Genomic DNA, 15,777 nt, shown 5'->3' with positions numbered 1-15,777 from the left:
CACCAAACCTGTTGTAGGAGTGCGAAAGAGGCTATCGATGAAGCTGAATCTTACGGTCGACGAAGTCTTAACGACGACGCGCGCCGTTCGTCGACGTCTCGACGTAACGACACCGGTGCCCCGCGCCCTGCTTGAAGAATGTCTGGAACTCGCCCTGCAGGCACCCAACGCTGAAAACCGCAACGAATGGCGCTGGATTGTCGTTGACGATCGGGAAATGGTGACGAAACTCGCTGCGGAATATCGGGCGGCGATGAGCGCCTACCAGCACAGCCAGCCGGGAAAGCCGGCCGCGTCCCATGATGTTCCCGGCGGGGACGCGATCGTCGCGTCCGCGTACGCGCTCGCCGAGAAGCTGGACCGGATGCCGGCGATCCTGATACCGCTGATGCCCGGTCGCCCGGAGGGCAAGAGCCTTCCCGAGCAATGTGCGATGTGGGGCTCGATCATTCAGGCCGTCTGGAGCTTCTTTTTGGCCTTGCGCGAGCGTGGCCTCGGCTCGGCCTGGACAACGGTCGCTTCGCGCCGGGAAAAGCAGATCGCCGAGCTGCTGGGCATCCCGCACGATCAGTACACACAAGTGGGCTTGTTCCCGATCGCCTATACGATCGGCACCGACTTCAAGAAGGTGTATCGAAAGCCGGTGTCGGAAGTTCTGAGCTACAACCGATTCTGAGTGCCGCTCCGTTACCGACCTCCCAGGAATTGCCGGATGTAGTCGTGCCATTGCATCTGTTGCAGCTCGCCGTAGCAGATTTGGCCGTGATATTCCCAGCGCGCAAGGCAGATCCAGGTGTCGACATTCAGCCACGCAGGAAGGCGGTTGGCTGCGACGACTTCGCCATGAAGAGCGTAATCGTGTCCGGTCGCGTCGGTCATTACGATGTCGGCTGTGACCGGCGCCAGGGTGGCGTAGTCGCGCTGGACGCGGTTACGCGTCGCGACGATGGGAACAAGCGTGCCGTTGCGGTAAACCCAGCCGCCTTTGGTCGGATCGCCACCCGGAATTTCCAGACGCCCTTTCCAGTCCGGGTTCAGGTCCGGGTGGTCGTGAGCCAGGCAGCCGAACATGAGGGTGTCTCCGAACACGCCGGTCGTCCAGGTGATGGGTGGCATCGGCGCGTGCATTTCGCTGCGCCCTTGACCCCAGGAGCGATCCCGCACGTGTGTGCAGTCGACCTGATAGGTCTTGCCGCGCAAAGTGAGTTCACCCCGGACGCGCATCGCCTGCTCGAAATGCAAGCCGGTCGCCAACAGCGCCGGCTCCATCAGTGCCTCCGTTTCGACATCGAATGCGTTGTCTCGTGCATGATCGACATAGCGCAGCCTGTGCCGCTTCAGCGGCTCCAGCGTCTGCACGTGATAGCCGTTGTCGAAACGGTAGTCCCACAGGTCGTTGGCGAGCATGTCCTCACCGGCGAAGCTTGTCCAGTTGAACAGCTCGGAGGCCAGCGGATGTGACTTGATGCCCTGCCATACCGACGCGCCGCCGCTGACCACACCGAGGTTGGGGTGATGCCACAGGTAGGTGATCGCATGGATATTCTCCTCGGGCACACTGAAACCGAAGAAGTGCGTTTCGGTCAGCGAGGACGAAGGATTCCGCTGGGTGAACTGCGGATGCAAAAGGTCACAGTCGGGCGTGGCAGCCGAAAACGATGCATTCTTCGTCTCCCAGAACGCCTTGTCACCGGCCTCAACAGACATCGTCGATCTCCTTCGTGCTAGTCATGGCTCGGCCAGCAGCCAACATTGCTGCAACAACGGTTCCAGGCCCGCACATTCGGCGGCCGTCATGTTCCGCCGCAACGAGCCGTAGGCCACCAGAAGCATGTACGCCGCAAGCTTCTTGAAGTACTCGAAGTCACGTAGCGGCCGCCCGCCGGCGGCGCGGTACATCGCCAGCCACTCCGCTTCGCCCGGCGGCATCAACAACCCGCTGTCGGGCGGTGGCGCGAAGAGCTGGTTGCCGACGCATTGGAATGCCAGATCAGCTTCCGCACGGCTCAAAGTCGATACCTCCCAGTCCAAAACGGCGACCAGACGCGTGCCGTCGAACATGTAGTTATGCAGCAGCGGATCGCCGTGGATCAGCTCGGGCTCACCGTCAGGAAGGTTGTCCAGCAACCAGCGCCGCACCGGCACCAGGCGCTCGAAGTTCGGCGGACGAACCCAGTCCCAGGTCCGCCAATACCAGTTGATGCAGCGCTCCAGCGGCGCGCTGCCGGTCGCGTTCATCACGAAGTTCTCCAGCCCGCCGGCCTTGATGTCGGTGGTGTGAATACCGACAAGGGCTTTCATGACTTGGCCGAGCATCTCCTCGCGATCGTCCGGCGAAGCCTCAGCAAGTGGCCCGCGCAGAAAGCTCGCGGTGTGTGGAGCGACTCCGTGTGCACGCGCCATCGTGTAGCCGGGCACGCCGAGCCAGCGGCCATCCGAATCCAGCCATACCGGCTCGGGCACCGGCACATTCCCGCCTTGCATGGCCCGCTGAACCTGGAATTGCCGCGCCATGTCGTACTCGACGAATAACCGCCGGTCGCCGGCCGGTGCGTGGCGTAACACCAGCTGGCGGGCAACCCGGGCTTGGCCGGTGTCATAGCTCACGTCGAAGAGCACGATGCCGCTCGACGCCCCGACCTCACTGGCCTCACCGACCAGGGTCACGTCGACGTCGCCGGCGACGTCTGGGCGACTTTCGATGAATCGGCAAATCGCGGCGGCACCAACTTTGCGCACCACACCTTTACCGCTACCGATCACAGCACGCAGCGTCGATTGCACATCACTCATGGAAAAGCTCCTCGCGTTGGGGCGGGCCCGGTGGCCGCAGTGATGCTGCAGATTCGTTGCAGCGCAGCAACGATGGGCCGCTAGACCCGGTCCAGATTGGCCCTTAGTTGATCCATGGCTTCCGCAACAGCCACCCCATCGTCGAAGGACGGTGCAATCTGGCGGCCGGTGCGCAGCGCTTCCTTCACCCGGGCGAACCACGGAGTCAAAGCCGGCTCATGGGCTTCTCCTGCCGGCGGCGGGAAGTCGAAGACTTCGTCGCCCTCCCCGGCGACCACCCCCCGCCGGATGCGCTCTGCGGCGGAGACGCCCGACAGATCCGGCGCGCGCCGCACAACCAGCTTCACGTCACCGACAAGTTCGACCGCGCCGGCGGTACCCATCAAGGTGATTCGGGAGGGCATGGGAGCCGCGGCCGCGTAGGCGGTGTCCTGGACTGCCGTGCAGCCATTGGCCATGACGAACCAGGCAGAGTAGGCGTCCTCCGCCGTCGCGGTGCGCTCTACACCGTCCCGGTCGGGACGGGTTGGCTCGTCGATCCGTGAAATCCCACCGCATTTGGCCACTTCACTGCCGAATAGCCACCGGGTGAAGTCAATGAGATGCGATGCGTACGCACCGATCCAGCCTCCGCCCGATTCCCGCTCGTTCACCCAGCCGTGGGTTCCCCCGCGGAATCCGTTGCTAAAGAAGCTCCAACTCAAGTGGCGGGGGACTCCGATCACACCTGCGTCCGCGATTTCCTTTATCTTGGCGCGTGAGGGCTTTGACCGAAGTTCGAAGTTGGTGAAATTCAGTACTCCGCGTTCGCAGGCCCGGTCCCGCATCGCGTGCGCCTCCTTGGCATTGCGGCCAAAAGGCTTGTCGCACAGCACGGCATGGCCGTGGTCGATGGCCCTCATCACATGCTCGTAGTGCATGAAGGGGGGCGAGTGGATGGACACCAGATCCACGTCCGATGCCAGTGCGCGCTCGACGGCCGCCTCGTCTCGCGGCGTGACGACCTCGACCTCGAATCCGAGCTTCCGGTAAACGGGAGCTGCGCCATACTGACCGAAGCCCGTTCCCAGGATCGCCACTTTCATATCGGTCACTCCCAACGGTGCTGGCTGACGATGGGTTGCGCAATGTTTTGTCGTCGGTGCCGAAGTTCGCTCGACAACTGCTTCATGACGGCGTCGTTTCGAGGTTGGCGATCCACTCTGATTTGAGGTCGGCTTTGACAATCTTCCCGGTTGCGTTGCGCGGCAACGGTTCGCAGCGAACCCACCACCGCGAGGGCACCTCAAAATGAGCCAGTGTTGCCCGCAACTCTGCCTCGATTGCCTCCACGTCAAGGGGTTGACCGCTGCGGGTGAACACGACAGCACCGACTTCCTCGCCCAAATCGGCGTGCGGCAGGCCGACCACGGCGACCTCGTCGACCAGCGCGCTGCGACCGATGGCCGCTTCGACATGGGCAGCGGCGACATTTTCACCGCCGCGGATGATGATGTCTTTGACGCGGTCGGTGATGTAGACGAAGGAGTCGTCGTCGACCCAGCCGACGTCGCCCGTTCGCAACCACCGATCGGCCTCGATCGGGGACTCGGCGTCGCCGAGATAGCGCAGCATGACGGACGGAGATCGCACCAGCAGTTCTCCGCTGCCGCCACTTTCGGGCGCGGCCACGCGTACCTCGCAGGTGGGCAGCGGCCGACCGACAGTCCCCGGCCGCGCGGCGACGGCGGTGCCCGCGGCGCTGGTGACAGCACCACCGGTTTCGGTAAGTCCCCAGGTCACCCCGATACCCCGCCGCGAGTGAGGAAAGGCCGCCCGCGCCCGCGCTTTAACGTGTTCGGGTACCGGGCCTCCGCCCATATTGATCGTGTAGAGATCGGGCAGCTGCGCGGCGGTGGCTTCCACGTAGTCGGCGACCCGTGACACCATCGACGGAACTGCGGCCCAGGCGCGCACCCGCTCCTGCGCGAGCATGGTCACGACCCGGGCGGGCTCGAACCGGCCGGTGCAGAAGACGAGCCGGCCACCGGTGGCCATCGCTATGGTGATCTGCTGGATCCCGCCGACATGAAACAGCGGAAGGCTCAGCAGACTCACGCTTCCGGTACCGGGCTCACCGTCCTGCCGGGGGAGCTTGTCGGTGATCGTCAGGAAGTTCTGCAGCGTCGACACCACGCCGCGATGAGACAGTTCGGCAGCCTTCGCGTGGCCGGTGGTACCGGACGTGAAAACGATCAGAGCGGGGTCGTCTTCCGCGACGGGTGCCGACGGGATATCCCGGCACTGTGGTGCGCTCTCGGTGAGATCGCGCACCTCGTCGAATGACAGCCATTCGGTATCCGCCGGGAGCAGCTGGGCCCGGCGCTCGTCGGCGATGATGCAGCGGGGAACGGTGACCCCGATCGCGGCCTGCAGTTCCGCGGCGCTCCACCATGCATTGCCGACAACCGCGACCGCACCCGCACGCAGGACCGCCCAAAGGCTGACGATGAATTCGATCCGGTTCGCGCCGGCGATCATGACCCGGTCGCCGGACCGGACGCCGGCGGCGTGCAATCGAGACCGGACGGCGGCCACACCCGACTCGTGCTCGGCAAAGCTCAGCCGCCGGCTGTCTTCGACGACATAGGTTGCCTGCGGTCGCCGGCGCCCCTCGAGCATGACGTCGCCTGCCCGCCGCGGACGCCGCGCGAAGACCCGGGTCGGCGCACCGAGCACGTCCTCGACGACGATGTCGCGTCCCCAGTCGATGCGCTCTTCGTCAGTCACTGAGTGCCCACCGCCTGATCCGAACCTGCAAGCCAGACTAATTGTATATCGCGTGACAGTATAAAGCATTACAGCATGCTGCAAGCTCGCCTGCGGCGTCTCGTCCGGCCCGGCCCCGGGGCGAGGCGGCAGGGCCAGGCCTGGGATAGGGCATTTGCGCAACCGGAATCTGGCCGGCGCCCGGACCGGGTCGAACACGTCGGTAAAGCGGGTAACGGCGACGCCGGAGTTTGCCCAACCAGGACGATCTCCCGGCGCGGATCAACCGGCGGGCACCATGTACGCGCAACTTCGCGCGGTTCGTCCGGTACGTTATTGCCAACTGCGATACTAGCCGGGTGCATCCCGTGCACAACGACGAACAGGTGTCCTGATGAATGACCAGCGGAGCATGCCGCAGTGGGCCCGGGTTGAGGGGGCGATCATGTCCACGGCGCGGGTCATGCGCCGCGCATACGATCGGGTGTTTTCTGATTTCGGCCTCAATCTCGCGGAAGCGACACTGCTGGCCCACCTTGTCAACGGCGAGCTCACCCAGTCTGAACTTGCTCGTCGCGTCGGAACCAGCCGCGCGCGCATCGGCGGCCTAGTCGATTCCCTTGAGCCGAAAGGCGCGGTGCGGCGAGTGGCGGACGCCACGGACCGCCGTGTGTGGCTGGTGACCCTGACCGACGAGGGTCGCGCCCTATGGGAGAGCACCGTGGCGGCCGACCGCGAACTGCGCAAACACATCCGCCGGGGCACGACGAGTCAGCAGCGCGAGCAGCTCGACGAGGTGCTGACCCTGATTCACAAGAATGTGCTGACCTTCCTCGGCGACGCCAACGGGGGAGAAGAGACGCCCGCCAAGTGACTCTGGCGATCGCGTGGACACCAGCGGAACTACTCAGTCAATGCGCCTTTCGCGTGTTTCCGTAACGCAATCAGCGTCGCGCACGTCGAATCGTCATGCAGTGACGGAATCGCGACGCCGCATAGGTGTTCACGGTGACCTGGGCCACCACGCCGTCCGACGTCAGGTAGGTCCGCCGCACCCTCAGGGCCGGGGTTCCCGGCGGAACTCGCAGGGCCACAGCGAGTTCCGCGGGAGTCAGAATCGCAGTGATTTCCTCGCGGGCCTGCAGGATGCTCACCCCATACAGGTCTTCGATCAACGCGAAGATCGCACCGTTGTGACGAGGCAGGAACCTTCCCACCCCGGCGAAGCAACGGTTGATGAAGTACTCAATCCAGCAGAGGGGCACCTGCGCATCTTCGGCCCGGCGCGAACCGCGCACTGCCAACCATTTTTCACCGCCGCTCAAACCGGTCAATTCCGATAATTCGGCGTTGATCGTGACCATCTCGATGGACTCGAGCGCCAGCCGTGTGCCGGCAGCGAAGGTGCGGAGGTCGTCGATACTCATGACGTCGCGCTGATCCGAGCCGGGACGTCGAACAACCCGTGTCCCCCGGCGCGGACGCGACGACACGAGGTTTTCCTCGCGGAGTCGTCGAAGCGCTTCGCGCACAGTGTAACGGCTTACCGAAAACCATTGAGCCAGTTGCTGTTCGGTTGGCAGTCGCGATCCGACCGGGCACTCACCCTCTGAGATGCTTTTTCGCAGAGCGCGTTCGACCTGAATGTAGAGATGCTCAGTCGAGGTGATGTCGGTCATCGCGGTTCTGGTTCAGCACCGACGATCGGTGTTTTTGCGACGGGCGGCGTTAACTAAGCAGGGACGCTCGACACGCCCGTCCGATGCTGCCGTTCGATGCAGCGACCGAGGACTGGCGGTGCCCATGGTGACAGAATATCGCAATACCAAATACTGTCAAGTAGTATACAATACTGCTTGTTGGGCATCGCTGAACCGCGAGCAGTGTAGCGGTGTGCGGATCGTCCGGAGAGGGATCGAGCGTGTCGAAGTACCGGGTCATCCAGTGGGGAAGTGGGTTTACCGGCGAGATTGCGCTGCGGTACCTGATCACGAACAAGAACCTCGAGCTCGCCGGACTGAAGTGCTACACGCCGGGCAAGGAAGGTGTTGACGCAGGCGAAATCGCCGGGCTGGCCCCGATGGGGCTCAGCGCGACCCGCGACATCGACCAGTTGCTCTCGCTGCAGGCCGACTGTGTGATATTCATGCCGCGCGACGCCCTTGCCGATCCGTCTGTGCCGGGCAGTGCGTCGGCGGTCTGGGTTGCTGAGCTCGAGCAGATCCTGCGCAGCGGTCACAACGTGATCAGTCCGATCTGCTCGGGCACTCATTACAGGCACATGGCCCATGGAGAGGACTTTCGCGCGCGTCTTCAACAGGCCTGCGAAGAGGGGAAGTCGACGCTCTTCTTCACCGGGCTCGACCCGGGCTTCACCGACGTCTTAGCGTTCAATATGACAAGCGGCGTCGCAGACATCAGGCGGATCGACACGTGGGAGATGGTCGAGTACGGGGGCTACTCCGTATCGGAGACGCTGCGCGCGATGGGATTCGCCCTGGCGCCCGAGGATGTGCCGAACGAGGCCCTGAACGCGGTTCGATACAACTGCTGGGGCGGTGTCCCGTATGCGATGGCAGAGGGACTCGGCGTCGAAGTCGAGGGGATCGAGGTGACCGGCGATGTCGAGCTCGCCACGGAGTCGTTTGTGACCGACGCCGGCATGCCGGTTGCCAAAGGCACGATCGCTGCGATGCGCTTCACGATTACCGGACTTGTCGACGGCGAGCCGCTCATCAACGTCCACCACGTCAATCGGCTGCGCCGTGAGGACGCGCCGCACTGGCCGTCAATCGGACGAGACGGCGGTTATGTGGTGGAGATCGACAGCTTCCCGCCGCTCCGAGGGGAGTTCGCGCTGGGCCTGCCCGGCGGCACAGGTGCCGCGCTGACGGACGGATTCGCGATGACAGCTGCTCGGTGCGTCAACTGTGTGAGTGCTGTCATCGAAGCTGAACCTGGTTATCGGCGCTTCGCCGAAATGCCGGTAGGTGGGCGGCACGGTTTTCGGGCGTGAGAATCGCGCCTTCGGTGCCGCGTATGGATCGTTCCGCGATCAGGACATCCGCCATAGCCCGGTAGAGCACCGTGGCCCGATCCTCATCCACGGGCTGTCATTGTGTCCCTGCGTAATTCGCCCGGCGAGTAGCGGGGCGATACCAGCTGAGCTTCGGTCGTCAGGAGTCGGCGGTCACTGATTCGTCGACGCACATTCCGAAGCTGCGCAGCACATCGGCCAGGGCGTCGTCATCATTGACAAGTTGCAGCGACGTCACGCTGAGCTCCGCGAGGATCTCGGCTGCGACTTCGTTGAGGGTGCCGGCTTTCCTGGGGCTGGATAGGCCACATGTCCATGGAGGTCCGTCGTGACGGATGTACACCACGATTCCGTCTCCCATCCCGATGAACGCGGCCAAGCGCTTTCGCAGCTGGCCTCCGCACGTACATGTCGGCAGTCCCACGACGTCGCCGCTCAGACATTCGGTGTGCACATACACGGGTACCCCGGTGTGGATGGCACCGGCCAGAAAAGCGAGATGGGCGCCGTCACCGTGCAGGCTCCGAAATGCGAGAACGTGCACCTCGCCGTCTGCCGTCATGACGGTTTGCGTGCCGACGCAGCGCATTTGAGCTTCGGTGCGGCGCCGATAGTCGGTCAGCGCTGCAATTGAAACGACCTGCAGCCCATGGCGCGCCGCGAAGTCACGCAGCTCCGCCGGCTCGGCCGTCTCTCCCGGGATCCGCTCTGACATGAGCGTGCACAACACCGCCGCGGGCCGCCGGCCCGCAAGCCGGACGAGATCTAGCGCCGCCTCGGCGTGACCTGCCCGCTCGAGCACACCCCCGGGCCGGGCCTCGACCGGGAGCACATGTCCGGGACGGACAAAGTCGCCCGGCGACGAGTCGGCGCGCGATAACGCGACAGCGGTCTTCGCCCGGGCAGCCGCCGAAATTCCAGTTCCATTGTCGCGCATATCGACTGCGACACGGTACGTCAGTTCGTCCCCGTTGCACGGATGCATCGGCGGCAGACCCAAGCGGTCGCACTGCTCGGCCGGCAGCGCCACGCAAATGAATCCCGAGGTGTAGCGCACCGTGAACGCCATCAACCGGGTCGTGGCGCTCTCGGCCGCGAAGATCAAGTCGCCGCAATGGTGATCGTCGTCGAGGACGATGATCGGATCCCCAGCTGCGACAGCAGCGATCGCGGCGGAGACCTGGCGCTGCGGGGACCGCTCCTGCTCCGCTTCGAGTGGCAGGCCTTGGTCGGCCACAGGCGTTTTCACGGTGCCTCGAGACGATGAAGGCGGGCCTGAGACATCAGTGGCCAGGTCACGGCGCCGTGCGGCGCGTCAACACCCGGCCCGCCTTGATGATTGAGGCGGTGCCGCTGTTCGGGGTTCGTGCGAAGGTTTCCACTTCGGGTCAAGACCGACATCGGCTATTGATCCGTCCGGTCCAGTTTGCGGGGCGCGCCGATGCCCATAAATCTCGCCAGGTGGCGATGAAAGTTCGTGACTTTCTGTTCCTGGTGCGGATTCGGTTGCGGACCGCGGAACCCACGCGACTTCATGCCCTTCTGAACCCACTCCATGTTGCCGAAGTCCTGAGCCAGCACCAGACCCCATTTTTCTGCGGTGGGTTCGGCGTAAACCCATTCGGTTTTCGGCTCTGCGCCTTCCGGGAAGCGCTCCAGCGCATAGGATTCGAAGATGCACTTGTTGGGGTCGTCGCCGTACGGGCGAACGCGATAGCACAGCGCGAAGGTGACGCCCTGCAAAATGGTCTGGTTGGGGAACATGCTCCAGGCCAGGCCCGCCTCAGCCATCACGTCCGCCGGGATCTCCGGCCAGATGACGTTGCGGGCCGCATCGTCGGCCTTGGCGGTGGCCATCCAGTGTTGGATGACCTCTGAGGCAGGTGTGCCCTCGGGAAGTTCGTCTACCAACCGCTTCGCCGCGTTGACGAGGGTTTCGGTCGAGCCGGCATAGTTGACCGTCTCGTAGTTTTCCCGGGCCAGCTCATAGGTCGAAACACGCGGGTCTCCCAGACCCGCCCGCGTCACCGAGCTGCTCTGACTCATCTTCATGCTGGGATCGCGCTCGTCGAATCCACTGACACCGTGCAAACCGTAGGGCTTGCTGTAGGCGTAGAACTGGCCGTATTTCAGCAGCTGGGGATGGGTACCTGCGACGTGGTAAGGCTCCATGAAGGCCTCGATGGCGGTCTTCCAGTTACAGGGATAGATGCACCACTGGCGCCATTTGTAGCGCATCTTCTCGAACTCGAAATAATCGAGAATGCTCGCGGCAGGCTCCAGGAAGTCCCGCAGCGGTTCGCAGTCAGGATCCATATTGACGTAGATCCACCCGCCCCAAGTGTCCACCTTGACCTCGGAAAGACAGGTGCGCTCGTCGCTCAGAGCCCCTTTCCAGTCTTCCTTGTCGAGAATGTAGGTGTTCTTACCCTCGCGGTTGAATGTCCAGCCGTGGAAGCCGCAGACGAAAGACCTCTTCTTACCGGTGACGCAGTTGACGTCGTCCGGTGTGTTGATCAGTTGGCGGCCGCGGTGAGGACAGACGTTGTAGTAGGCCCGCAGCGAGTCGGCTGAGGTGCGGATGATGATGATGGATTCGTCACCGACGTTGAAAGTAATGAAGTGGCCCGCTTCGGGGATGTCCTCCAGGCGGGCGGCCATCAGCCAGACCTTGGACCACAGCAACTCGTTCTCGGCCGCCGCATACTCCCGGGAAATGAAAGCATCAACCGGATAGGTGAGGGCCTCTCCAAGATCCTCATCACTAAGTTGATCGACTCTGATACCAGCCAGCTTGTCCATGGTGCACTCCTAAGTAGCCAGTGTGAGCCTGTGGCGGCGCGGCTTCTAGCCTTTGAGCTTTGGCAGCACCTTGTCAGCGAACAGCCTGACCTGTTCGTAGACAAGCTCGTACGGCAAACCCCCGAAGCTGAAGTTCGCCAGCATCTCGTAGTCACCCACCATCGAGGCGCGCTCAAGGTGGTAATCCACCAATTCCTCCGGGGTCCCGATCAGGTTGCCTTTGATGTAATCGCGGTAGGCCTTGTCAGCGCCGCCTGCAGCTTCCGCCCGCTCGCCCATGATGGCGTAGGTCGAGTAGGACGGTAACTCCTTGAAGTGCGGGCTCATGAACTCGTAGTGGTTGGCTACCGTTTCGAACATGCGGCTGAAGTACTTGTCGCAGTAGTCCGTGACCTTTTGCTTGTCGTCGAAGCACAGCACGAAGTCCGAGATGATGAATGGCGGCGGCGTGCGGCCATGGAGCTTTTGGAACACCTCGCGGTAGTGGTTGATCTCGGGAATCGCAATCCGCCAGTCCCCTTGCGAGAACCGCAGCGTCTGCAGCCCGTAGTTGGCCGCAACCTCGACCGAGCCCGGCGACATCGACACCATGACGGTGCGGTCCTTGAAACTCTTGAACGGTCGTGGCCGGATTTCGGTGCGGGGGATCTGATACCACTTGGTGTCGGCCTCGACGAAGCCCGTCTCGACTCCGTTCATGACAATGAGCGCAGCTTCGTCGAACATCTCCCGCGAGTCCTTGAGTTCGACGTTGAATGAGCGGAATTCGCGTCGTGCCGCGCCGCGGCCCATCCCCAAGATCAGCCGGCCCTCGCTCAAGATGTCGAGCTCCAGCGTCTGCTCCACGACGCGCAGCGGATTGTTCCAGGGCAAGATCACCGCAGCGGTAATCAGCTTGATGTCCTTGGTCTTTGCCGCGACGTAGGCCAGCATCTGGAAGGGGTCAGGGCATGCCGCGTAGTCGGTGAAGTGGTGTTCGACCGGCCCGACGTAGTCAAAGCCCATCGCTTCGGCTTCGATGGCCAGTTTCGTTTCCTGCATGAACTTCTCGGCGTCAGGAACGCCGTTGAGGTTCTGATAGCCCAGGTGCATTCCGACACGCATGTTCAGTCCTTTCGCTCACACGGGGTCACGGCAATTGGCTTGTGGCGGAACCGGAGTCCGCCGTACAGAGATACCGGCCCTGTGGAGCCGGCGTTGTTGCTACCAGTGGGCGCCGCGCTGTCGTTCGTTCCCCGACGTGCTGAGCGGCTGGTGGTTGCCCCGGCAGAGGAGCCGGAAAGCAGCGCGACCGTGTCGGGACTCATGCGCGGCCCCGGGTTGGTCCTCGGGTCGATTGCAATCAACGTGCCTGGCTCCTGTTCCAGATGGGCAACGTTTCGACGCCGTCGTGTCATATGTCACCTTAATCGTTTCACGAGTTACCCACAAGGTGTAGTGCAAATCTTCTCCCAAAGACGTCGCGCCGCGCGCTGCAGCGGGCCATGCCTGTCCGCTATTTATGCAGGTAGTGAGAGCGAATTGGGGCGGGCCCGGGGCAATGGTTGGCTCTGGGGTCTGATCCAGCTGTGAGCCCGTTTGCAGAGCCGGCGGTGTGAGGTCTGGGCCGCGACAAAGGCCCGAGAAACGATTCAGGTGTCGTATCCGCGACGGTGGTGTCGACGTCGTGCGGCCGCTATCCGATGCTTATACGGTGCCCGGTAAGTGCAATGCCTTTGGCTTACAGTGTGTTTCGAGCCTTCAGCGCTGTACCCGCGCCGTGCGACTTAGCTGCGGTCCCCATTCACACCGCTGTCGACGCCGTCGGCCGCTTTGAGACGTTCTTGTGCCTGGTCGAGTTGGACCAGACTTTCTGCCAGTAGCTTCTTGAGCCGCAGGTTCTCATCGGCCAGGGCGGTGACACTGACGGCGGCCATGCTGGTCGGCGACGATGCCAGCAGCCCGTGCAGCAGTAGCCGCACGCTGTAGCGGGCGCGTTGGTCAAGGGCTGACTTGTCGCTGACCACACCCCACGCCGCCGCGTTGGCCGGGCCGCCGACAACCAGATCAAGGAAGGCCTGCGCAGCGTCCTCAGCCTCCGGAAATCCCGCGCCCTCTCGGGCGAGGTGGCGACGGAACAAATCCGCAAGATAAGCGATGGTCGGCTCCGTGCCCTGCCGCACGGTAAGGGCGCCGATCTCTGGCATGTGGCCCGATTCGGCATTGGTCAGTCGCAACAGCCTGAGCCCCTTGGGGCTCAGGATGTTATCGACAAGAATCTGAGCGATGGCCAGCAGGCTCTCTTCCAGAGTCGGGCGTTCGGCCTGCCGGAGCCGTTCGACCGGCACGATCCATTCTTCGATCGCTCGCTGCAGGGCGGCCTTGAAAAGGCTTTTCTTGTCGCCGTAACGCGAGTAGACAGTCCGCTTCGCAATGCCCGCCGCGGCAGTGATCGCGTCGATGCTGGTGCGCTCGAAGCCTTGCGCGAGAAACAAGTCGAGGGCTTTATCCAGGAATGCCTCGTTGCTGAGTGAAGGCCGCCGGCGACGTCGGTCCGTCGACTTTCCGGCCTTCTTGGTGACGACCGTCTTTGTCGCCTTGTTCGTCACATGCATTCCATCGGGTCGGTGCGCGGATGATCAATCCGCTGTGTTGCGTTCGGACTCAATGGTAACGCGTTTTGTCCCCGGAGTACCCGGGGCGCGAAGGCTTGTGGCCTGCGCCCACGCGGATCGCCGGCGACGAGAGCATCCACCACATTAGAACCTTTACTGCCGCGCCGTATCAGCCGAGCCGGGGACTGTCGCGAAATGCATTGGTATGCAAGCATAAGTCGGCGTCTTTGACAGGCGGGCGGGTCTGGGGGGTGGTCAGGAAATCAGATCGGCAGCCACCAGCGTGCATCCGGTTAGCGGTATTTTGATCGAAATACATTGCCGCGCAACATGAAATCGGCGGCAGTTCGTTCCGTACGCCGGCGTAGCGCTGATGGTCGCCGCGGTTGCCTGAAGTGACGCGGACCCAACCTGGTCAGTGCTCGGCGCGGTGACGGCAGTGATGAGCTGCCCCACGGGTAGCGGCGGACATCCGTAGGCGGGTCCAGTGTGAAGATCGGTTTCTGGTCTTTCCCGGTGACGAACCCAAGCGTGATGCGATACGAATGGACACCATGGACGTCGTCGATGCGCAAGTTCACCTCGGGCGCGGAATGATCACCGCGACGCTCGAGGCAATGGATGCGCTGGGCATTACCTCCGTTCTCATCGATGAGTTCTGGGGAGGCCAGCTGGGTCAGGCGCACCCGACCCATATCGAACCGGGTTATGCGCTCGGCAACGGCGCCTGGCGTGCGGCTTGGCCGACCGCCGAGGAAGCCAGCATCGTGCGTCCTGATCGGTTCTCCTATCTGGTACGCATCGATCACCGTGACCCCCACTTGGAGAGCGTCATGCGGTTCGTGGGCAGCTCGCCCAATGCCCGCGCTTTTCGGTTGCAGCCGGTATGGACGCTTGAGGACGCTGACGCATTCGCCGCCGGCGCATACGAGCATTTGTTGGAGATCGCCCGCGAGGTGGCCTTGCCACTTTTCGTGTTCATCCCGGGCTTTGTCGAACTGCTCGAACCATATGCACGTAGGTACCCAGAACTGACATTCGTTATTGACCACTGCGGAATGGGATTTCCGGGCATTCCCCCCGACCGCCCGCAGGCCGAAGCGCGCGCCGCGCTGGATGCCGGCTATTTCGACCAAGTGCTGCGTTTGGCGGAACTGCCCAACGTCGCCTTGAAATGGTGCCATGCCCAGGATCGCTTCGGGTCGGCAATATATCCGTACGACGACCTCCGACCCATTTTGCGACGTGCGATCGAGGCGTTCGGCGCGCAACGGTTGCTTTGGGCAAGCGACAAGTCCGTCATTGCCGGCCATACCTGGAGCGATCTCCTGCACTGCGTTCGCGACGATCCGGAATTGTCGCAGGAGGAGCGCGAGTGGATCCTGGGCGGTTCGGCGCGACGGATCCTGAAGTGGCCACCGGCGCCCGAGTGAGCCCAACTCGACCGCTACCAATCAGGACGGCATGTGCCCGTGCTTTTCGGCGCTGAAGGTTTAGACCGTTGCGTGACTTGTTCTGAGGAGATGAACAAATTTGGGTCGCAACGGTTTTGATGCGGGTACAGGGCGGCGGACATTGTCCGAGGCCAGGGCGGCCGATCACGTCGGCGGCCCCGGACGGCTTCGCGAACAATGCGGGCGCGTTGGGTCGTCGATAGGTAGGAGTCTGAGCCGCATGAAGTGCAGGGGTTTTCGTGATCGGCCAGCCAAATCGACCGGACCGCCCAGCGTGGTGGCCGGGTTGCGGATGAAGGCTCGACATTCTCGAGTGACCAGTGGTCGTCTGGGCGAAGCTCATCAGTGT

General features: G+C 63.1%; 13 protein-coding genes. 4 read left to right on the top strand and 9 right to left on the bottom strand.

Annotation, left to right across the window (positions count from 1 at the left end):
- Positions 1-37: 37 nt before the first annotated feature.
- A complete protein-coding gene (locus G6N47_RS27945; protein WP_083133766.1) occupies positions 38-676 on the top strand; it encodes a nitroreductase family protein in 639 nt (212 codons plus the stop codon).
- 11 nt (positions 677-687) lie between these two features.
- Here the strand turns inward: G6N47_RS27945 and G6N47_RS27940 are convergent, their stop codons facing one another.
- From G6N47_RS27940 to G6N47_RS27925, 4 genes are all read right to left on the bottom strand, one after another.
- A complete protein-coding gene (locus G6N47_RS27940; RefSeq protein ID WP_083133765.1) occupies positions 688-1,707 on the bottom strand; it encodes a DUF7064 domain-containing protein in 1,020 nt (339 codons plus the stop codon).
- Positions 1,708-1,728: 21 nt separating this feature from the next.
- Entirely contained in the window at positions 1,729-2,793 is a 1,065-nt protein-coding gene (locus G6N47_RS27935; protein ID WP_083133764.1) for a phosphotransferase family protein, read from the bottom strand.
- 80 nt (positions 2,794-2,873) lie between these two features.
- Entirely contained in the window at positions 2,874-3,878 is a 1,005-nt protein-coding gene (locus G6N47_RS27930; RefSeq protein WP_083133763.1) for a Gfo/Idh/MocA family protein, read from the bottom strand.
- Between the two features lie 82 nt (positions 3,879-3,960).
- Positions 3,961-5,562 carry a class I adenylate-forming enzyme family protein gene (locus tag G6N47_RS27925; protein WP_163659941.1) on the bottom strand — a complete coding sequence of 534 codons (1,602 nt, stop codon included), beginning with the start codon at positions 5,560-5,562 and terminating at the stop codon, positions 3,961-3,963.
- Positions 5,563-5,935: 373 nt separating this feature from the next.
- Between G6N47_RS27925 and G6N47_RS27920 the strand changes: the two genes are divergently transcribed.
- The gene (locus G6N47_RS27920; RefSeq protein WP_083133761.1) at positions 5,936-6,415 is read left to right on the top strand and encodes a MarR family winged helix-turn-helix transcriptional regulator; all 480 of its coding nucleotides are present in this window, start codon (positions 5,936-5,938) and stop codon (positions 6,413-6,415) included.
- Between the two features lie 70 nt (positions 6,416-6,485).
- On the opposite strand, the gene G6N47_RS27915 is transcribed toward G6N47_RS27920, so the two are convergent.
- Positions 6,486-7,220 (bottom strand): GntR family transcriptional regulator, encoded by a 735-nt coding sequence (locus G6N47_RS27915; RefSeq protein WP_083133760.1) that lies wholly within the window; start codon positions 7,218-7,220, stop codon positions 6,486-6,488.
- A gap of 242 nt (positions 7,221-7,462) precedes the next feature.
- Here G6N47_RS27915 and G6N47_RS27910 point away from each other — a divergent pair, with 242 nt between their 5' ends.
- Positions 7,463-8,557 (top strand): NAD(P)H-dependent amine dehydrogenase family protein, encoded by a 1,095-nt coding sequence (locus G6N47_RS27910; RefSeq protein ID WP_083133759.1) that lies wholly within the window; start codon positions 7,463-7,465, stop codon positions 8,555-8,557.
- Positions 8,558-8,717: 160 nt separating this feature from the next.
- Here G6N47_RS27910 and G6N47_RS27905 read toward each other — a convergent pair whose 3' ends face one another.
- The 4 genes from G6N47_RS27905 to G6N47_RS27890 all read right to left on the bottom strand — a co-directional run bounded on the left by G6N47_RS27905 (position 8,718) and on the right by G6N47_RS27890 (position 13,968).
- On the bottom strand, positions 8,718-9,827 hold the full coding sequence (locus G6N47_RS27905; protein ID WP_083133758.1) for a 3,4-dihydroxy-2-butanone-4-phosphate synthase: 1,110 nt from the start codon (positions 9,825-9,827) through the stop codon (positions 8,718-8,720).
- 155 nt (positions 9,828-9,982) lie between these two features.
- Positions 9,983-11,380 (bottom strand): aromatic ring-hydroxylating oxygenase subunit alpha, encoded by a 1,398-nt coding sequence (locus tag G6N47_RS27900; RefSeq protein WP_083133757.1) that lies wholly within the window; start codon positions 11,378-11,380, stop codon positions 9,983-9,985.
- Positions 11,381-11,425: 45 nt separating this feature from the next.
- Positions 11,426-12,484: an LLM class flavin-dependent oxidoreductase gene (locus tag G6N47_RS27895; protein ID WP_083133756.1), complete on the bottom strand. Its 1,059-nt coding sequence runs from the start codon at positions 12,482-12,484 to the stop codon at positions 11,426-11,428.
- A gap of 662 nt (positions 12,485-13,146) precedes the next feature.
- Positions 13,147-13,968: a TetR/AcrR family transcriptional regulator gene (locus G6N47_RS27890; protein WP_232080453.1), complete on the bottom strand. Its 822-nt coding sequence runs from the start codon at positions 13,966-13,968 to the stop codon at positions 13,147-13,149.
- A 560-nt stretch (positions 13,969-14,528) separates the two neighbouring features.
- On the opposite strand from G6N47_RS27890, the gene G6N47_RS27885 reads away from it, so the two are divergent.
- Positions 14,529-15,407, top strand: a complete 879-nt coding sequence (locus tag G6N47_RS27885; protein ID WP_163659939.1) for an amidohydrolase family protein — start codon at positions 14,529-14,531, stop codon at positions 15,405-15,407.
- Positions 15,408-15,777 lie beyond the last annotated feature (370 nt).

The organism is Mycobacterium branderi, assembly GCF_010728725.1.
GTDB lineage: Bacteria > Actinomycetota > Actinomycetes > Mycobacteriales > Mycobacteriaceae > Mycobacterium > Mycobacterium branderi.
This window is presented reverse-complemented; position numbering and strand designations above follow the sequence as displayed.